This window comes from Pantoea sp. RCC30.1 (assembly GCF_058148845.1).
Map to the genome: position 1 here is coordinate 1 of NZ_JBXUHX010000016.1, position 18,730 is coordinate 18,730.

General features: G+C 54.7%; 14 protein-coding genes, 1 tRNA gene and 1 pseudogene. 5 read left to right on the plus strand and 11 right to left on the minus strand.

All coding sequences use genetic code 11. The features are described 5' to 3' along the window. The 3 genes from AC2LB6_RS14810 to AC2LB6_RS14820 form a co-directional block, all read left to right on the plus strand. Window positions 1–503: flavin reductase family protein (locus tag AC2LB6_RS14810; protein ID WP_490094086.1), on the plus strand; the 503-nt coding region annotated here is incomplete at its 5' end. 59 nt (window positions 504–562) lie between these two features. Then, on the plus strand, window positions 563–1,096 hold the full coding sequence (gene msrA / locus AC2LB6_RS14815) for a peptide-methionine (S)-S-oxide reductase MsrA (protein ID WP_490094087.1): 534 nt from the start codon (window positions 563–565) through the stop codon (window positions 1,094–1,096). A gap of 176 nt (window positions 1,097–1,272) precedes the next feature. Then, window positions 1,273–1,360, plus strand: a tRNA-Ser gene (locus AC2LB6_RS14820). Between the two features lie 149 nt (window positions 1,361–1,509). On the opposite strand, the gene AC2LB6_RS14825 is transcribed toward AC2LB6_RS14820, so the two are convergent. From AC2LB6_RS14825 to putP, 8 genes are all read right to left on the minus strand, one after another. Beyond that, on the minus strand, window positions 1,510–2,514 hold the full coding sequence (locus tag AC2LB6_RS14825) for a LacI family DNA-binding transcriptional regulator (RefSeq protein WP_490094088.1): 1,005 nt from the start codon (window positions 2,512–2,514) through the stop codon (window positions 1,510–1,512). 103 nt (window positions 2,515–2,617) lie between these two features. Next, window positions 2,618–4,531: a beta-glucoside-specific PTS transporter subunit IIABC gene (locus AC2LB6_RS14830; protein WP_490094089.1), complete on the minus strand. Its 1,914-nt coding sequence runs from the start codon at window positions 4,529–4,531 to the stop codon at window positions 2,618–2,620. Then, window positions 4,506–4,646 (minus strand): hypothetical protein, encoded by a 141-nt coding sequence (locus AC2LB6_RS14835; RefSeq protein WP_490094090.1) that lies wholly within the window; start codon window positions 4,644–4,646, stop codon window positions 4,506–4,508. The genes AC2LB6_RS14830 and AC2LB6_RS14835 overlap by 26 nt, the downstream gene beginning before the upstream one ends. Window positions 4,647–4,776: 130 nt before the next feature. After that, a complete protein-coding gene (phoH, locus tag AC2LB6_RS14840) occupies window positions 4,777–5,565 on the minus strand; it encodes a phosphate starvation-inducible protein PhoH (protein ID WP_490094091.1) in 789 nt (262 codons plus the stop codon). A gap of 571 nt (window positions 5,566–6,136) precedes the next feature. Further along, on the minus strand, window positions 6,137–7,414 hold the full coding sequence (gene efeB, locus AC2LB6_RS14845; protein WP_490094092.1) for an iron uptake transporter deferrochelatase/peroxidase subunit: 1,278 nt from the start codon (window positions 7,412–7,414) through the stop codon (window positions 6,137–6,139). A gap of 2 nt (window positions 7,415–7,416) precedes the next feature. Beyond that, a complete protein-coding gene (gene efeO / locus AC2LB6_RS14850) occupies window positions 7,417–8,532 on the minus strand; it encodes an iron uptake system protein EfeO (RefSeq protein ID WP_490094093.1) in 1,116 nt (371 codons plus the stop codon). A 54-nt stretch (window positions 8,533–8,586) separates the two neighbouring features. Further along, complete coding sequence (efeU, locus tag AC2LB6_RS14855; RefSeq protein WP_490094094.1) at window positions 8,587–9,411, minus strand: iron uptake transporter permease EfeU; 825 nt, start codon at window positions 9,409–9,411, stop codon at window positions 8,587–8,589. A 190-nt stretch (window positions 9,412–9,601) separates the two neighbouring features. After that, entirely contained in the window at window positions 9,602–11,086 is a 1,485-nt protein-coding gene (gene putP / locus AC2LB6_RS14860) for a sodium/proline symporter PutP (protein WP_490094095.1), read from the minus strand. A 451-nt stretch (window positions 11,087–11,537) separates the two neighbouring features. Here putP and putA point away from each other — a divergent pair, with 451 nt between their 5' ends. Both putA and AC2LB6_RS14870 read left to right on the plus strand, forming a co-directional pair. Then, the gene (putA, locus tag AC2LB6_RS14865; protein WP_490094096.1) at window positions 11,538–15,485 is read left to right on the plus strand and encodes a trifunctional transcriptional regulator/proline dehydrogenase/L-glutamate gamma-semialdehyde dehydrogenase; all 3,948 of its coding nucleotides are present in this window, start codon (window positions 11,538–11,540) and stop codon (window positions 15,483–15,485) included. 489 nt (window positions 15,486–15,974) lie between these two features. Beyond that, entirely contained in the window at window positions 15,975–16,121 is a 147-nt protein-coding gene (locus tag AC2LB6_RS14870) for a hypothetical protein (protein WP_490094097.1), read from the plus strand. A gap of 12 nt (window positions 16,122–16,133) precedes the next feature. Here AC2LB6_RS14870 and AC2LB6_RS14875 read toward each other — a convergent pair whose 3' ends face one another. The 3 genes and pseudogenes from AC2LB6_RS14875 to AC2LB6_RS14885 form a co-directional block, all read right to left on the minus strand. Beyond that, window positions 16,134–16,568 carry a hypothetical protein gene (locus tag AC2LB6_RS14875; protein ID WP_490094098.1) on the minus strand — a complete coding sequence of 145 codons (435 nt, stop codon included), beginning with the start codon at window positions 16,566–16,568 and terminating at the stop codon, window positions 16,134–16,136. After that, window positions 16,565–17,269 (minus strand): annotated as a pseudogene (locus tag AC2LB6_RS14880) (hypothetical protein). The gene AC2LB6_RS14875 and the pseudogene AC2LB6_RS14880 overlap by 4 nt, the downstream one beginning before the upstream one ends. A gap of 298 nt (window positions 17,270–17,567) precedes the next feature. Beyond that, window positions 17,568–18,653, minus strand: coding sequence for an acyltransferase family protein (locus AC2LB6_RS14885; protein WP_490094099.1), 1,086 nt, complete (start codon window positions 18,651–18,653; stop codon window positions 17,568–17,570). Window positions 18,654–18,730 lie beyond the last annotated feature (77 nt).

The window sequence follows — 18,730 nt, forward strand, 5'->3', positions numbered from 1 at the left end:
GGCCGGTGCTGCTGCTCAGTTCCCAGTATCAGGATCAGCACGACATCATGACGCTCGGCTGGCACACGGTGCTGGAGTTCTCGCCGTCCCTGGTCGGCTGCATGATTTCCGGAATGAATCACAGCCACGAGTTGATCCGCAACAGCGGTCAGTGCGTGCTGAATATCCCCTCCGCTTCACTAATTGATGAGGTTGTCGCGATCGGCAACAGCCACGGCGACCAGCTGGATAAGTTTGAAGCGTTTGGCCTGACACTGGAACCGGCGCAGGTCGTGGGCGCGCCGATGATTGCCGAATGCTTTGCCAGCTTCGAGTGTCAGCTCTATGACGATTCAATGGTCGCCAACTACAACCTGTTTATTTTTGAGATCGTGAAAGCTCATGTCGCCGAGCAGCCGGAATATCCCGCTACCCTGCACTACACTGGCGAAGGCCGCTTCAGCGTGATGAGCGACAAAATGCTGGATAAGAGCGGAGATTTTAAACCGGAGATGCTGATCTAGTTGAAAGCGGTCTGCCGCGCCCCCATTCACCTCTTTCGACCTGACAGGAGTAAATTATTATGGCAATCGAATACGCAGTTATCGCTGGCGGCTGTTTCTGGTGTACCGAAGCGGTATTTAAGGATGTGATCGGCGTTGAGTCGGTTGAAAGCGGTTATACCGGCGGTGCCCGCCCTAATCCGACTTATGAGCAGGTCTGCAGCGGTGCAACCGGTCACGCGGAAGCAATCCGCATTGGCTTCGACCCGGAAAAAGTGACCTACGGCGATCTGCTGGATATCAGCTTTGTTACGCATGATCCGACCCAGCTTAACCGTCAGGGTAATGATATTGGCACCCAGTATCGTTCCGCCATTTTCCCGGCCAATGCAGAGCAGGAAGCGGAAGCACGCGCCGCCATTGCACGTGCTCAGGCTGACCATGATGTGCCGGTGGTGACCACCATTGAGCCACTAAAAGAGTGGTATCCCGCTGAAGCTTATCATCAGGATTACTGGGAAGGGGCAGGCCAGCGCAACGGCTACTGCATGGCGGTCATTCCACCGAAATTGCAGAAGCTGCGTAAAAGTTTCGCGAATCGGGTAAAGCGCTGATTTAGCCTTTGACGGGGCAAAATATGCGGCATAAATCTCCGGTTTTATGTCGCAGTAAATCGATTCGTTCAGAGCTTAAGCGAATAGAACAAAAGAGGAAAATAGTGCTTGACCGTTTTCAGCCGACTCCCTATAGTACCGCCCCGTTGACCCAGCGCGGTCAGTGAAGTAAATCTGGTGAGGTGTCCGAGTGGCTGAAGGAGCACGCCTGGAAAGTGTGTATACGGCAACGTATCGAGGGTTCGAACCCCTCTCTCACCGCCATCTTCTGAGATGAGCCTGAACGAAAGTTCAGGCTTTTTTTTGCATATTGTACAGAGAAAGCGGTGAGCCCCCCGCCGGGCAAGACCGCGGGCGCAGCCCCTTTCCTTTTAGATGCAGAGAAAAGATGGTCTTTACGTCTTACACCAGGGTCACACCGCTACAACGCGTGCCGTGACCGAATCCCGGCTTACCAGCGTTCCCTGATGAGAAGACAGGACTCGCTCGTCGGGATGCAATAAAATCTTAATCGCATCCTGTATCATTTCATCGATAGGCACAGACACTGTCGTTAAAGAAGGTGTGTAATACTTTCCAATCACTGAGCCATCAAACCCAGCGAGTGAAATGTCGCCAGGTACAGTTTTGCCCGCGTCCTGAAGTGCTTTTGCCACACCAATGGCCATATCGTCATTGGCTGCCAGCACGCAGGTGAACGGAATATCGCGCGCTAACAACTGGAGTGCCGCTTCGTATCCGCTCTCCGTGCTCCAGCTACCCTGCACCACTAATTGTGGATCCAAATTAATCCCTGCTTTCAGTAGCGCATTGCGATAGCCCTGCAAACGACACTCACCTGTCGGTGAATCACTGCATCCCGATATAAATGCAATTCGGGTATGCCCCAGTCCCAGCAGATGCGCCACCATCTCTTCACTACTGCGCTGATGATCGGTAAACACACAGTGGCTTCGGTTTCTGATGAGCTCACGATTTATGACCACTATCGGAGTCTGAATTTTGTCAACGATATCATCCAGCTCACTGACTGACAGATACCTGGGGTAGAGCATAATCGCTTCGCAGCGAAGTTCGATAAGTAAGTTAATCGCATTGCGCTCATCCTGAGCACTGTGTTTGCCGTCCGCGAGAACCAGCTGACGATTTTGTTTCTCGCTGAGCGTTGCAGCCTGATAAACAAGGCTTGAAAAGAACGGGCCGTTGTACAATCCGTTAGTAATAACCAGCCCAATCGAATGTGTTTTGTTAGTAGAAAGATTGCGTGCCAGCAGATTGGGCCGATAACCCGTATCAGCTACAGCCTGCATAATTCTGGCTTTCACCTCTTCCCGCACAAAAACTTTGCCGCTTAACGCACGCGATACGGTGGCTTTTGATACACCGGCCACCCTTGCGATGTCCAGTATTGTAACCATAAGGGAACCTCAATCATTGTATGGCTCAAACTGATCAGGAAGAGCCGGGTCTTAACCCTGCCCTGGAGTGTGATACTGATTACATTATCGGCTAAAGCACGGCTCATTCAGCTGGTGCATGTCCGACCGCATCGCTTTGTGTAATAGACATCAGAGGCATCCCTATCCCGATGGGGCCCTGAGACAGGTATCTTGTCAAAGTAAAGTCTTCGCTGTTCACCACCAGGACAGGTGTCGTCAGGTCATAGCCTTCACGTTCAATGCGGTCTTTGTCGAATTCAAGAAGGGGCGTACCTGCTTTTACCGCATCCCCCTCTTTTACTAACGGCCGGAAATATTGCCCCTGCAACCCGACCGTATTTAATCCAACATGGATCAGTAACTCTGCGCCATTATTACACACTAACCCGATGGCATGATGGGAAGCGATCAGCGATTCCACCCTCGCATCACAGGGCGCCACCACTTTCCCCTCTTCCGGCTTAATGGCGATACCGTCACCCATCACCTTACCGGCAAAGACCTCATCGGCAACCCTTTCCAGCGCAAGGACTTCACCTTTTAACGGGCTGAGGATATCAATCGCTTGCCCACCTGCGGCGTTGAATGTTGCCTGCGGGGTGGAGGCCAGAGACGTTGACTCTTCTTCATCGACTGGATCGTCGAAGCCCACAAACTGCACCATCAGAATAGTCAGCACTATTGTCGTACCCGCTCCTGCAAGCTCACCAATAAACGACATCGGCGCATCAGGGCTGATGGCATTCACCAGCGTAAACAGCCCCGGCAGTGCAGCATAGGCGTAGTAAAGGCTACCGAACAGACTGGCAACAACGGCACCGATTGCTCCCCCAATACAGCCACAGATAAAGGGTTTTTTAAAACGCAACGTCACGCCATAAATCGCCGGCTCAGTGATGCCAAAAATAGCGGTTACGCCGGCAGAGAGCGAGGTTGCTTTTAACCGCGCATTGCGGGTTTTCAGAAAGACACCTAACACTGCCGCCATCTGACCGATAACCGCGATAGTCTGATAAGCCTGGAAGGAGTCATGACCCTGCGTATCAAAGTTCGCCATAATGACGGGCGTAATCCCCCAATGCACCCCAAAGATAACGATAATCTGCCAGATACCGCCAATTACCGCCGCGGCCAGCATGGGCGCGGCATGGAACAAGGCGTTATAGCCATTTGCTACCGCCAAAGCCGCCCAGGTAGTCATCGGGCCAATCACGATTAGGGTCAGCGGCACAATCACCACAAAGCAGATTAACGGGGTAAAAAGTGGACTGACCACCTCTGGCACCCATTTGACGACGCGGTGTTCAAACCAGGAGAGCGCCCAGACCAGAAACAAGGGAGGTAAAACGGAAGAGGTATAAACTGTTTCAGAGAGCGGGAAGAAAAGAAAATGAATGCTTTCTCCCCCTGCAATGCGCGCTGCCAGGGAAGTCCAGTCCGGACTGATTAATGCGCAACAACACAGTACCGCTATAAACGGGTTACATTTGAAATGCCGTGCGGCTGTCATGGCGATGAAGACAGGCAAAAAGGCAAACGGCGTCCAGGACATAAAGTTGAGTACGGCAAATGTGCCGGTCGTTTTGATGTCAGTATCAATCAGGCCCACAACGATCAGCAATCCCTGCAGGATACCTGCCGCTGCAAGGATATAGACAATGGGGGCAAATACTGCCGACATCGTGGCAATGACCGCATCCAGCTTGCGCGTTTTTTTCGGTTGGCTCGTCGTTCCAGTCTCTTTCACCAGACCAGACATCGCATTAAATACATCAGCGACATGAGTACCAATAACGACCTGAAACTGTCCGCCACTTTCAACCACGGCAATTACGCCCGACAAACTTTGCACATTACGTTTTGCGTCAGCGGGCGTTTTATTCAGGACCAGCCTTAAACGCGTGGCGCAGCGAGTAAAACTACTCACATTCTCTTCCCCACCGACCTCGTGAAGAATATCACTTGCTAACTTAGTGTAATCCCTGATCCCAGTCATATTTTTTCCCTTTCATTGTCAGTGACTTCAGCGTCTGAAAAAGTGAAACCGGTTGCATGATCCTCTGGAAACCGGCCATGCCGCCGGTTTCACGGTATCCTGAGGGATATTTCATGCAACCGGTTTCATGGGGAAATGAGAGTGAAATCACTTATTAGATGAGAATGAATTATGTTGAGCGATTACCTAAAAAGAAAACCCGGCCGGAGCCGGGTTTGGGCGCTACACTTCTACTCAATCAAACGCTAGCTATAGGCGTGCAGGGTGCGCTGACACAGCGCAGAACGCACACAATCCTCTTTGCCAAAGCGCACAATGCCAACCATCTCGTCCTCTTCAAAACGCGCCAGCGCGTCCGCGAGACCGGAAGGCACCCCAGCGGGCAAATCGCACTGGGTAATATCGCCGTTAACAATGACCGTGACGTTTTCGCCCAGTCGGGTCAGGAACATTTTCATCTGCGCGGCGGTTACGTTCTGCGCCTCGTCCAGAATCACCACCGCATTTTCAAAGGTGCGGCCACGCATATAGGCGAAGGGCGCAATCTCTACTTTGGCAATTTCCGGACGCAGACAATATTGCATAAATGATGTGCCAAGACGTTTAACCAGAATGTCATAAACCGGGCGGAAATAAGGGGCGAATTTCTCAGAAATATCACCAGGCAGGAATCCCAAATCCTCATCTGCCTGCAGTACCGGGCGCGTAACGATAATCCTGTCGATATCCTTATTAATCAGGGCCTCAGCCGCTTTTGCGGCACTGATCCAGGTTTTACCGCACCCGGCTTCACCGGTTGCGAAGATCAGCTGTTTTCTCTCTATGGCGTTAAGATAGTGCGCCTGAGCTTCATTACGGGCTTCAATTGGCAACCGGTCACGCGTATCGCGCGCCATGCCAATGGCATCCAGTCCACTCATATGCACCAGCGAAGTGACCGACTCTTCTTCACGCTGACGATGACTTCTTGAGTCACTACGAAGCACTCTTCTTGCTTCACGACGCGCTTTGATCACTGCTTTCTGTCTTCCCATAGTGGCACCTTTCAGTTGGTTTCATTTCCTGCGTCAGGCCGGTGGCCCGTTGCGATAACGTGAACGCTTTAGAGGTTTCAGTTGGCTTCCTTTTGAGCCATGACAGGACAGGATAGTGGGTATGCAGCAGCGCAATAGCGTAGCTGAACACCGGATAAAACAGGATGCGATAAGACATAAGAGATGGTTGAAGGAAGGAAGAAATAACGAGGCAGAATTGCCCTCGCGGTCAGGCGCAGTTTATTCAGTGACAGTGACGTTCCATTAAAGACTCGACCCATGCGCGAACTCCAGTGTGATACATCGACACATACGATTACGCCTGTTGAATAAAGTGCACCATTTTGTTGGGCCTTTGCAATAGTAATTTTAACTGCTGGCAAAAGAATTGCTAATCATGTGTATGCATTTCTTTTAAGGCAAAATGTAAAAGCGAGTTATTACAGTGCATTAGCTTATTTTATATATGCCAGACAACCGCTAAAACTCAGTTTAACCTCAGTCAGCAAAGCACGAAAACCGTAAAACGTGGGCGACCAGAACAGGGACACCCACAGTGGTTGAATTTTAATCAGGCCTCCAGCAACGACTGCCCTAAATAATGGCTGGCGTCTGGTACACCGGGCAAAACAAAAAAGTAACCGCCGCCAAAAGGCCGGATATATTCTTCCAGCGCTTCGCCATTCAGGCGCCGCTGCACCGTGAGAAAGCCGCGTTCCAGATCGTGCTGATAGCAGACGAACAGTAATCCCATCTCCAGCTGGCCGGATGCGGAGATACCCGCGGAGTAACTGTAGCCGCGTCGCAGCATCAGGCTGCTGGCGGTCTCTGGCGTACGGGGATTAGCAAGACGGATATGCGCATCCAGTGCAATTACATCGCCGTCAGGGTCACGCGCGTAATCCGGAACGTCATGTTCATGCTTCATTCCCAGTGGCGCGCCGCTCAGCTTCTCGCGTCCAAAGATGGTCTGCTGCTCACCCAGCGGGGTGCGATCCCACATTTCCACATGAAATCGGATGAGCCGCACGGCCTGATAACTGCCGTTGCGTGCCCAGGCGGGTTCTTCCTGGTCGGCGGTCACCCACAGCAGTTGATTCATCAGCGCAGGATTATGGGTATCCGGATTGGCGGTGCCATCTTTAAAGCCCAGCAGATTGATCGGCGTCTCCTGCCCCTGACTGCGTGCGGCATGGTCGGAGATAAAGCCTTCACGTCGCCAGCGTACGCCCAGCAGGTCAGGCGTATGCTTGATGATGTCGCGCAGAGCATGAATCACCGTATCCTGCGTGTTGGCACAGATCTGCAACAGCAAATCGCCATGACATTGACTGGCATCAAGCGAATCATTGGGGAAGCGCGTCATCGGCTGCAATTTTTTCGGCTTGTGCGGCGCTAAACCAAAGCGTTCATCAAACAGCGAATTGCCGACCGACACGGTAATCGTCAGATTATCAGGCGCGATAGTTGCCCCAAGAATGCCGGAATCCATCGGCGGCAGCTGCGGATTAGTAACCGCAGGCGCCGGGCCGCCCGTGGTGAGAAAGGCGATACGCTGGGTCAGCAGCTGAAACAGACGCTTCAGCTCCGCTTTATCGCTACTGAGCAGGTCAAACGCCACCAGCATCATCGATGCCTGCTGAGGCGTCGTGATGCCCGCCTGGTGCTGACCGTAAAATGGCTGCGTCTGCTGTCGCGCCTGCGGCGTGACCGTACCCGGCGAAAAGCTGTCCGCAGCAGCGGCATGGAACGGACAACCGCCGCCGATGGCCGCCGCGCCGCCCAGCAGACCCAGGCCTTTCAGTAAACGACGGCGCGCAGGCTGCGCGTCATCTTCCTTACGACTCATGATTAATCCAGACCCAGGGTGCCACGAAGTAATGAAAGATCTTCCGCCAGCGCGGTGATCGGTCCTTTCAGCGCGTTGCGGTCGGCGCTGGTCAGTTTCTCATAGGATTCGAAACCGGTTTTGGTGCGATACTTGCTCAGGATCGCATCGACTTTTTTGAAATTGGCGTCAACCTTAGCCAGCAACTGCGGGTTCGCCTTGCTCACCATCGGTCGCAGCAGCTCAACAATTTTCTGCGCGCCATCGATATTGGCCTGGAAGTCCCACAGGTCGGTACGGCTGTAGCGATCTTCTTCACCGGAGATTTTGCTTGAGGCCACTTCTTCAATCAGACCGGCTGCGCCGCCGACCACTTTGGCTGGCGGGAAGGCCAGCTCGCTGATGCGCACCTGCAAATCTTTCACATCTTTATTCAGCTTCTCAGCGTAGTCTGCCATGCCTTTGGTGCTGTTATCAGCAAACAGGGCTTTCTCCAGACGGTGGAAACCGGTGAACTTAGGATCGGCCGCTTTCTTCTCATAGTCATCTTCACGGGCATCAATGCTGCCGTCGAGGTCGGAGAACAGCTCAGCAATTGGCTCAATGCGCTCGTAGTACTGACGCGTAGGAGCAAACAGCGCTTTGGCTTTTTCCACATCACCCGCTTTAACGGCGTCAGTAAACGCCTGGGTATTGCTCACCAGCTGGTTCACCTGTTCTGTCACATAAGCTTTATATGCGGTGATCGGACCTTCCAGCTGCATACGTGCCGAAGGAGAGCTTTTCGCCGCGCCCTCGCCCGCCTCAACAATCAGCTTGCCTTTTGGATTGCTCAGCAGGCCACAGGTCATCTCATATTCGCCCGCTTCCAGATTGGCGGTCAGCTTCTGACTGAAGCCTGGCGCGATGTTCTCACGCTCTTCTACCACCAGTACGCCTTTGAGGATTTCCCACTCCAGCGCTTTCTGGCTGTTGTTTTTAATCAGGAACTGGGTCTTGCCAGCCTTGACCGTTAAGCTCATCGGCTCACACTGCTTGTCGTTGACGCTTACGGTAACCTGAGGAACCGCCGCAGCCGCCGAAGCGGAGATGGCCAGCAGAGGAAGCAGCAGTGCCTTGCGGCGGAAACGCATTGTCATCTCGATATTCCCTGTTAAGTTGCAGGCGCGGCGAACGCGCCCAAAAATGTCTGATTAAACCGTGGCCGATGCAGCAGGACGCGCAGGCATAAAGAACAAAATCAGCGCCGGGATCAGGTAGACGAAATAGAGGGTCACTTCACTGACGCTTGGTGTCTCCTGATAACCCAGAATGCCTTCCAGCAGGGTGCCGAACAGCGAATGGGTCGATAAGGTATTGCTGAGATCGAAGGCCACATCCTGAAAGCGATTCCATAAGCCCGCTTCGTGAAAGGCGCGAATCGCACCGGCTGCCAGGCCCGCTGCGACAAACAGAATGAACACGCTGGTCCAGCGGAAGAAATGGGCCATGTTCAGGCGGATACCGCCCCAGTAGAGCAGCATGCCCAGCACCACCGCGGTTGCCAGACCCAGCACCGCGCCAATCGGCGGCGCATAACCCACATCCTGGGTAAAGGCCGCCAGCAGGAAGAACACCGACTCCAGCCCTTCACGTGCCACGGCCAGAAACACCATCAGCACCAGTGCCAGACCGCCACGGCCGGAGCGTTGCAACGCCTGATCGACCGCCTGCTCAAGCTCGACCCGGATATTGCGGGCGACTTTACGCATCCAGAACACCATTGAGGTAAGAATCACCACCGCAATCAGCGCCACGATACCTTCAAACAGCTCCTGCTCTTTTTGCGGGAACTCACCGGTGGTGGCATTGATGAACAGACCCAGGCCCAGACAGAGCGCAGCGGCGATAAACACGCCCGCCCACATTGCCGGGAACCATTGGGTGCGCTGGGTGCGCTTGAGATAGCTGGCTATCAGGCTGACTATCAGCGCGGCTTCGAGCCCTTCGCGCAGCATGATGAGAAAAGGAACAAACATCGCCAACCTCTTGAATGTTAAGCAGCGTCAATAAATAGTAAAAACAGGTAAAGTGTAAACGATACCGATTATCATTATCGCTGAGAAAAAAACAAGTTACTGGCGGAGATAATTTCATCTTTGGGTGATTTATCTTTGTAACAAAAAGGCCCGCCCCTTGCGGGACGGGCCTTGCCGGTAAACGCTTCGCTTATTTAGTCTGGAACTCAGCCTCAGCGGCTGCAAAACGCTGCTGCGCTTCTGCTGATGGCTCACGTCCCATCAGGCTGAAGACCACAATCGCGATGCTGGCGAAGATGAAGCCAGGGATGATTTCATAGAGGCCCAGCCAGCCATACTGTTTCCACACCAGCACGGTCAGTGCACCGATAATCATACCCGCCAGCGCACCGTTGCGATTCATGCGCTTCCAGCAGACACCAAACAGGACGACCGGACCGAACGCAGCACCAAAGCCCGCCCAGGCGTAGCTTACCAGGCCCAGCACGCGGTTTTCCGGGTTAGACGCCAGCGCGATCGCAATCAGCGCCACCAGCAGCACCATCAGACGCCCTACCCACACCAGCTCCTTCTGGCTGGCATTTTTACGCAGCAACCCTTTATAGAGATCTTCAGTCAGGGCGCTGGAACAGACCAGCAACTGACAGCTCAGCGTTGACATCACCGCCGCCAGAATCGCTGACAGCAGAATGCCGGCAATCCACGGGTTGAACAGGATACGTGCCAGTTCGATAAAGACACGCTCAGCGTTGTCGTTAACGCCAGTGGCCAGCGTCGGGTTGTTCTGGAAGTAGGCGATACCAAAGAAGCCCACGCCCACGGCACCCGCCAGACAGAGCACCATCCAGGTCATCCCGATGCGACGTGCGGTACGGATTGAGCGATGCGAATCCGCCGCCATAAAGCGCGCCAGAATATGGGGCTGCCCGAAATAACCCAGGCCCCAGCCGAGCAGCGAGATCACCGCGACGAAGTTCAGGCCCTTGAGCATGTTGAGGTTTTCCAGGCTCTTCGCCTCGATCACCGCCATCGAATCGGACCAGCCACCGACAGCAATAATCACGAACACCGGCGTCAGGATCAGCGCAAAAATCATCAGGCTCGCCTGAACGGTATCGGTCCAGCTCACTGCCAGGAAACCGCCCACCAGCGTATAGAGGATGGTCGCCGCTGCACCTGCCCACAAGGCAGTCTGGTAACTCATACCAAAGGTGCTTTCAAACAGACGCGCACCGGCCACCACGCCCGAGGCGCAATAGATGGTGAAGAATACCAGGATCACAATGGCGGAGATCACCCGCAGAATTTTACTGTGGTCTTCAAAGCGGCTGGTAAAGAAGTCCGGCAGCGTCAAAGCATTGTTGTGATGCTCGGTCTGAACGCGCAGGCGACCGGCTACGATTTTCCAGTTCAGCCAGGCACCGATGGTCAGGCCAATCGCAATCCAGCTTTCAGAGATACCGGAGATGAAAATGGCACCCGGTAAGCCCATCAGCAACCAGCCGCTCATATCGGATGCACCAGCAGAGAGTGCCGTGACCACGCTACCCAGACTGCGGCCACCGAGGATGTAATCATCGAAGTTTTTGGTCGAGCGATAAGCTGCAAAACCGATTAATACCATCCCAAGAATATAAACCAAAAAGGTCACCAGCATTGGTGTACTTACACTCATCTGTCTCTCCACTTATTATTTGATATCCCAGAGAAATCGCCAGCTACCCGTCTGCCGGAACGGGGCAGAACGGGTCGATTTTCTTCGTCAGGGCGTCAGTCATTTCCCAGCGGCGCGGTATCCTGCCGGAAAGGCGTTGTGCGCACAATGGATTTAACACAGGCGTTACAGTGATTTCACTAACCGTTTGTGAAAACGTGCTGATAGGTTGCACTCGCTCACAGTTATCTGGTTGCACCTGCGTAACACCTGCCTGAAACCCGCATTTTATCGGGCTTGCCAACCTGGCGAGGATCTTGCAGCAATATCCGTGCCGCATTGCGAAATTTAACAATCGGCAACATTAAAAGGGTGTTAACTGGCTCACATTTAACACGGTTGCACAAAGTTGCAACTTAAGTGATAGTGCAGCCAACGCCGTATCGAACCACTATCAAGGAGCTCTGGAGTCATGGCTACAACCACCATGGGTGTAAAACTGGATGACGCGACACGCGAGCGCATCAAACTGGCTGCGCAGCGTATTGATCGCACGCCACACTGGCTGATTAAACAGGCGATCTTTAACTACCTGAGTCAGCTGGAAAGCGGCGATGCCGTGCCGGAGATCCCGCTTTCTGCCCAGGCGGCAGCGGAGTCTGACGACACCCAGCCAGAGGAGTCGCACCAGCCGTTCCTTGACTTCGCAGAGCAAATTTTACCTCAGTCAGTGACCCGTTCAGCGGTGACTGCCGCCTGGCGTCGTCCGGAGACCGATGCGGTGCCGATGATGCTGGAGCAGGCCCGCTTACCCGCGGCGCTGGCAGAGAAAACTCATCAACTGGCTTACCAGCTCGCCGATAAGCTGCGGCACCAGAAAGGGGCAACCGGGCGCGCTGGTATGGTGCAGAGCCTGTTGCAGGAGTTCTCCCTTTCCTCTCATGAAGGCGTGGCGCTGATGTGCCTGGCTGAAGCGCTGCTGCGTATTCCCGACAAACCAACGCGCGATGCGTTAATCCGTGACAAGATCAGCAACGGCAACTGGCAGTCACATCTGGGACGCAGCCCGTCCCTGTTTGTCAACGCGGCGACCTGGGGCCTGCTGTTTACTGGCCGTCTGGTCTCGACCCACAACGAAGCCAGCCTCTCAAGCTCGCTTAACCGCATTATCGGGAAAGGTGGCGAGCCACTGATCCGCAAAGGCGTAGATATGGCGATGCGTCTGATGGGTGAGCAGTTCGTTACTGGTGAAACCATTGCCGAAGCACTGGCGAATGCCCGCAAGCTGGAAGAGAAAGGCTTCCGCTACTCCTATGACATGCTGGGCGAAGCGGCGCTGACCGCAGGCGATGCCAAAGCTTATCTGCTCTCTTATCAGCAGGCGATCCATGCCATCGGTAAAGCGTCAAATGGCCGTGGCATCTATGAAGGTCCGGGTATCTCCATCAAGCTCTCCGCACTTCATCCCCGGTATAGCCGCGCGCAGTATGAGCGCGTGATGGAAGAGCTCTACCCTATTCTGAAATCGCTGACGCTGCTCGCCCGCTCCTATGACATCGGCATCAACATCGACGCAGAAGAAGCGGACCGGCTGGAACTGTCGCAGGATTTACTGGAGAAACTCTGTTTCGAGCCAGAGCTGGAAGGCTGGAACGGCATCGGCTTCGTGATTCAGGCCTACATGAAACGCTGTCCGTTTGTGATTGATGAGTTGATCGATCTGGCGCAGCGCAGCCGCCGCCGTCTGATGATTCGTCTGGTGAAAGGCGCGTACTGGGACAGCGAAATCAAGCGCGCCCAGATGGAGGGACTGGAGGGCTATCCGGTTTACACCCGCAAGGTTTACACCGATATCTCTTACCTGGCCTGCGCCCGCAAACTGCTGGCGGTGCCAAGCCTGATCTATCCGCAGTTCGCCACCCACAACGCCCACACGCTGGCGGCGATTTATCAGCTGGCGGGCAATAACTACTATCCGGGTCAGTATGAGTTCCAGTGCCTGCACGGCATGGGCGAACCGCTGTATGAGCAGGTGGTCGGCAAAGTGGCAGACGGCAAGCTAAATCGCCCGTGCCGCATCTATGCGCCGGTCGGCACGCATGAAACCCTGCTGGCCTATCTGGTTCGCCGCCTGCTGGAGAACGGGGCCAACACCTCCTTTGTTAACCGCATTGCCGATACGTCGCTGCCGATCGATGAGCTGGTGGCCGATCCGGTGACTGCCGTCGAGAAACTGGGCGCCAGCGAAGGTGCCATTGGCCTGCCGCATCCCAGGATCCCCCTGCCGCGCGAACTGTATGGCGAGAACCGCGTTAACTCTGCGGGTCTGGATATGGCAAACGAACATCGCCTTGCCTCACTTTCCAGCGCCCTGCTGAGCAGCGCGGCACAGCCCTGCCTGGCCGAGCCGATGATTGACGGTGAAGCGGGTGCCGGCGAGTTGCGCGATATTCTGAACCCGGCGGCACCTGCCGATCGCGTGGGTCAGGTACGTGAAGCCACTGAGCAGGAAGTCTCTGTGGCGCTGGATGCCGCGGTGAACAATGGGCCAATCTGGTTTGCCACACCGCCGCAGGAGCGTGCGGCGATTCTGGAACGCGCCGCACAGATTATGGAAGGCCAGATGCAGCAACTGCTTGGCACCCTGGTGCGTGAAGCGGGCAAGACCTATAACAACGCCATCGCGGAAGTGCGCGAAGCGGTTGATTTCCTCTATTACTACGCCGGTATGGTGCGCGACGATTTCGACAACGAAACACATCGTCCGCTGGGTCCGGTGGTCTGCATCAGTCCGTGGAACTTCCCGCTGGCGATCTTTACCGGTCAGATTGCGGCTGCACTGGCTGCAGGCAACAGCGTGCTGGCTAAACCGGCTGAGCAGACCCCGCTGATTGCCGCGCAGGCGGTTCAGATTCTGCTGGATGCGGGTGTTCCGCCAGGCGTGCTGCAACTGCTGCCGGGTCAGGGCGAAACCGTTGGCGCGCAGCTGACCGGGGATAGTCGTGTGCGTGGCGTGATGTTTACCGGCTCGACTGCGGTCGCGACACTGCTGCAGCGTAATCTGGCCGGTCGCCTTGACCAGCACGGTCGTCCGGTGCCGCTGATTGCTGAGACCGGTGGGATGAACGCGATGATCGTCGACTCTTCTGCGCTAACTGAACAGGTGGTGATCGATATCGTCGCCTCTGCATTTGACAGTGCCGGGCAGCGCTGCTCTGCCCTGCGTCTGCTCTGCATTCAGGAAGATGTCGCCGACCATACGCTTAAGATGCTGCGTGGTGCAATGGCGGAGTGCCGCATGGGCAATCCGGAGCGCTTCTCAACCGATATCGGCCCGGTGATTGATGCCGAGGCGAAAGCCAATATCGATCGTCATATTCAGGCGATGCGCAATAAAGGCTTCACGGTTTATCAGGCGGTGCAGGATAACCCGCAGGACAGCAAAGAGTGGAACAGTGGCACCTTTGTTAAACCGACGCTGATCGAGCTGAATCAGGTCAGCGATCTGGATAAAGAGATCTTTGGGCCGGTGCTGCATGTGGTGCGCTTCAGCCGCAACAATCTGCCGAAGCTGGTTGAGCAGATCAATGCCTCGGGCTATGGCCTGACGCTGGGCGTGCATACCCGCATCGACGAGACCATTGCGCAGGTGACGGCGAACGCCCGGGTCGGCAATCTCTACGTCAACCGTAACATGGTGGGCGCGGTGGTCGGCGTCCAGCCGTTTGGTGGCGAAGGCTTATCCGGTACCGGTCCGAAAGCGGGTGGTCCGCTCTATCTCTACCGCCTGCTGGCCCATCGCCCGGATAGCGCGCTGCGTCTGACCTTTGATCGTCAGGATGCCGAACGTCCGGCAGACAGCACGCTGCGTCAGGCGCTGCTGGCGCCGCATCAGGCACTCAGCAACTGGGCAAAAGATAAACCGGAACTGGCACAACTCTGCCAGCACTATGGCGAGCTGGCACAGGCGGGCGTGGTCCGTCTGCTGCCTGGCCCAACGGGCGAGCGCAACACCTTCTCACTGTTGCCGCGGGATCAGGTGCTCTGCCTGGCCGACAACGAGCAGGATGCATTAATCCAGCTGGCTGCAGTCACCAGCGTGGGCAGTAAAGCGCTGTGGCCGGATGATGAGCTGCATCGCGCTCTGCAGGCTTCGCTGCCTGACGCCGTGAAAGCGCGCATCACGCTGGCGCGTGACCCGTTAACGGCGGAGTTTGATGCAGTCATCTATCACGGCGATGCCGATCAACTGCGCACCCTTTGCGAGCAGATTGCGGCGCGTGACGGCGCGATTGTGTCGGTGCAGGGCTTTTCCCGCGGCGAGACCAATCTGCTGCTGGAGCGTCTGCTGATTGAGCGGTCACTGAGTGTGAATACCGCGGCGGCGGGGGGTAATGCGAGTCTGATGACTATAGGGTAAGGGCCGTTCGCAGGGGTTGTGCGCTATGCGAATGGGCCTGCTGCGGTGCTGAAGCTGGAATGTTCGCTGCGCGAACGGGCTATGAGATGGTTTCGTTCGCCTGGTGAGTCGGGCAGTTTCAGAACCGCCTCTGCAGGCGACCAACAAGGGGGCGCCAGTCGCCGCGCCCCCTTGACCCAGGGCTCCGGCCTGCTTCACCGCCGCTTCGCGGTCCCTTCGCTTCTTCCGGATTTCTCACGGACCGCCGGGACGCGCCATCCCTGTCGCTCGTCCTGAAATCCCTCATCCGCTCAGCGGCTCTGACGGCCTCCCTCCCCCGCTGTTATCTCTTCTTTTTGTGTTGAGTAATTCATCGCTTTACGTCCCGGGATGGGTCTTCAGTCAACAAACAGCGCAGCATCAAGAAAACAAAAAATTTTTGCAGGCGGGGGTTTGTGAGAGGCGTCCGAAACGCTGAGGAACAACCGGAGCTCAGGATGAGCCGACAGGATGTCTGCGAAAGGACGGCGCGATCCAGGGATGGCGAGTCCGGACGGTCCGCTGGCCGCAGGGCGTGACGAAGGCACCCCGCCAGGCGGGGCGCGGAGGCAGCCGGGCAACCTGAAACTCCCCACCGCCTGTTGTCCATCTGCGTGATGCGCGTCTGGTTTATGGGTTTGAATATAACCGTCGATATATCTGCACAAACACCCCTTTTTGGGAGTGAATATTACCGACCGTAACTTCATCATGGGTCGCTCGGCTTTTCCAACACTCGGCTTCAACATCACACGAAGCCTGGCGTTCATATCCTTCTGATTTCAGGTAGTTAATAATAATTTGGTTTTCAGCAACACCATAAAATTTCACGGTAAATACGCTAGCTTCTGTGTCTGTAATTCTCCCAAATTCGAATTTATAATCGCCTGATACTCTTGGAATTTTTTTTAATAACTCTGGTGTGTAATAGTCATACGCCCGTTTATCTTGCTCGGTATAATATGCGCTGCTGGCAAACTCCATCTTCACATAAGGCCAGCCAACAACCAGCGCAATACCAGCGCTGGCAATCACACCAATCAGGGCGACGATAGCCTTCCTCATAATTCCATCCTGCCGTTGCTGGTACCGAGTATCACAAAGGTCCCATCATGCCACGGCAGAATCACGTTCCCGGACAGAAAATCGTTATAGGGGATTACCGTGCGCATGAACGGCGGTAACAAACCTTTACGCGGCCGTAAGTGCGGGAACTTTTCCGGGTCGGGGAACAGCAGAGGCTGAAACGTCTCATTTTTCCAGTTACCGATTTTTCCGTAGTAGTCCCAGCGTTTCAGAGCCTCTTCTTTACTCACTGGGCGGAGCATATCAAAGGGGCTCTGAACCGACACTACGCGATAAAAACCCAGCAGATCTGACACAAGGTCCTCACCACTAAACCCACTGTCAGTGACTATATTATTGGGAAACACCCCCTGAAACGCCTCGAACTTGCGAGCCATAGTCATCATCATCGCCAGGGCAATGCTTTTATGTTCCCAGTAAGGGCGGCCTCTCCGGATACTCCTGGTCATAACCTTACCTGATCGGAACAACCTAAACGGTGACGTCATTCCCTGGACATACCTGACATCATAAAATTCCTTTCCCTATAATTCACCCTGTGACATCACTCTCAAAAGGTCTCGAATGTCCGTTCCCTGGGCATGCCCCAGGTCCACCCAGCCAAGTACTTCCGTATAAGCTATTCCGTACTTAGCGGTGCTTGCATCTCTACCATCAATAATTTCCGAACGCTTACTCATCCTGAATATCCCTCTTTCCGTGTAGTCGTTATTTCAGTTCACAATTTACCGTTACTGAGGTGAGTTTCAAAGATTGTCTTTGGCTCTCATACCAGCAGACAACAAACCATTCAGGAAAAACAAAGATATTAAAGGCGGGGTTTGCCAGAGGCATCCGCAGCGCGGAGGCAGCCGGACGCCGGGATTGTTAAGGGGCGGGCGTCCGCCCCTTGACGCGTCCGCCTGCACGGGCAACCTGAAACTCCCCATATCCTGACGGGCGAAACTTACTCAGTGCATACCCGCTGCTAAGCGTAACTTACCCACTGCTCGCGCTGCCAGGCGCCCTTTTCATTAATGTCGGAAATACAAAAAGCGACTGCCCTACTCCGCGATTGGTCAGCGACCATATTGCCACTGAACAGAGCGAGCAAATCCCCACGATTGCCACCGGATAGAAGCACGCCCAGAGAAACGAAAACCACGCCTGCTCAAACAGATGATGCCGCTGCGCGAACAGAATCGCGGACATACCAAAGAACTCGATAAAAATACGGTGGATGACGTAAATCTGCAGCGTATTGCGGCCAACCCAGTTGAGATAGCGCATGCTGAAATGCTGATTCAGCCAGCGGCAGGCGGCGATACTGAATAACACCGCCAGTACACACAGGAACAAACTCTTATCCAGGCCGAATATCACATGAATCCCGGCGACCGCAGCAAGTAGCGCCCAGGGCATCAGATTCTCCCGCCGCCATTCACTGAGGCGCAGCATGGTCTGACTCCAGAACGCACCCAGCAGGAAGAACAGGAAATATTGCGCCAGACTCTGGGGTCCCCAGAACGGAATCACTTTTTCGACCGCCAGATAATTGAGCAGGATCGCCACCGCCACCAGGGCCAGCTTATATTGACGAAAAACTTTAGCACACAGGAAATACAGCCCCAGTCCATAGAGATACCATGAGGTGCTCATCGCCATAAAGGTCAGTTTAAGAAATTCCAGCAGCGAACTGGCATAGGCGGCATTGAGATTCTGTGAAATACGCTGGCCGGTAATTTCGGTAGAGATGCCAATAATTGACCACCACTGAATAAAGCCCCACAGAATATAGAGATAAAAGAGATTGGTGATGCGACTGGTAAACACCTGTTTCCAGGGCCGGTTAATAATGCCATTGGTCGCCAGCAATCCCGACACAAAGAAAAAAGCGGGCATACGCAACGGCGACAGGACCGTATTAAACTGTATCCATATTTCGGCGGGGATCCATCCGGCAGTAAGGTATTTCATCGTCCCTTCAAAGCCGGGTAAAACCGTGTGGTACAGGACCACCAACAATATGCAGGCGCCCTTCAGGGTATCTACCCACAATATCTGGTCTGACTTAGTCTGGCTCATTCAATGACTCCTGCTGTGTAGGTCAGAATGCTGGAAAGTAAAAGCGAGGAAATCAGTATTGCTTTTATGATTATCCA

What these genes read in the sequence shown, in the direction of transcription:
- phoH (WP_490094091.1), bottom strand. Translation starts at nt 5,565, where the DNA reads ATGGGAAGACAGAAAGCAGTGATCAAAGCGCGTCGTGAAGCAAGAAGA.
- efeB (WP_490094092.1), bottom strand. Translation starts at nt 7,414, where the DNA reads ATGAGTCGTAAGGAAGATGACGCGCAGCCTGCGCGCCGTCGTTTACTG.
- efeO (WP_490094093.1), bottom strand. Translation starts at nt 8,532, where the DNA reads ATGACAATGCGTTTCCGCCGCAAGGCACTGCTGCTTCCTCTGCTGGCC.
- AC2LB6_RS14830 (WP_490094089.1), bottom strand. Translation starts at nt 4,531, where the DNA reads ATGACTGGGATCAGGGATTACACTAAGTTAGCAAGTGATATTCTTCAC.
- AC2LB6_RS14835 (WP_490094090.1), bottom strand. Translation starts at nt 4,646, where the DNA reads ATGAAATATCCCTCAGGATACCGTGAAACCGGCGGCATGGCCGGTTTC.
- AC2LB6_RS14885 (WP_490094099.1), bottom strand. Translation starts at nt 18,653, where the DNA reads ATGAGCCAGACTAAGTCAGACCAGATATTGTGGGTAGATACCCTGAAG.
- msrA (WP_490094087.1), top strand. Translation starts at nt 563, where the DNA reads ATGGCAATCGAATACGCAGTTATCGCTGGCGGCTGTTTCTGGTGTACC.
- AC2LB6_RS14875 (WP_490094098.1), bottom strand. Translation starts at nt 16,568, where the DNA reads ATGAGGAAGGCTATCGTCGCCCTGATTGGTGTGATTGCCAGCGCTGGT.
- putP (WP_490094095.1), bottom strand. Translation starts at nt 11,086, where the DNA reads ATGAGTGTAAGTACACCAATGCTGGTGACCTTTTTGGTTTATATTCTT.
- AC2LB6_RS14870 (WP_490094097.1), top strand. Translation starts at nt 15,975, where the DNA reads ATGTCTGCGAAAGGACGGCGCGATCCAGGGATGGCGAGTCCGGACGGT.
- putA (WP_490094096.1), top strand. Translation starts at nt 11,538, where the DNA reads ATGGCTACAACCACCATGGGTGTAAAACTGGATGACGCGACACGCGAG.
- efeU (WP_490094094.1), bottom strand. Translation starts at nt 9,411, where the DNA reads ATGTTTGTTCCTTTTCTCATCATGCTGCGCGAAGGGCTCGAAGCCGCG.
- AC2LB6_RS14825 (WP_490094088.1), bottom strand. Translation starts at nt 2,514, where the DNA reads ATGGTTACAATACTGGACATCGCAAGGGTGGCCGGTGTATCAAAAGCC.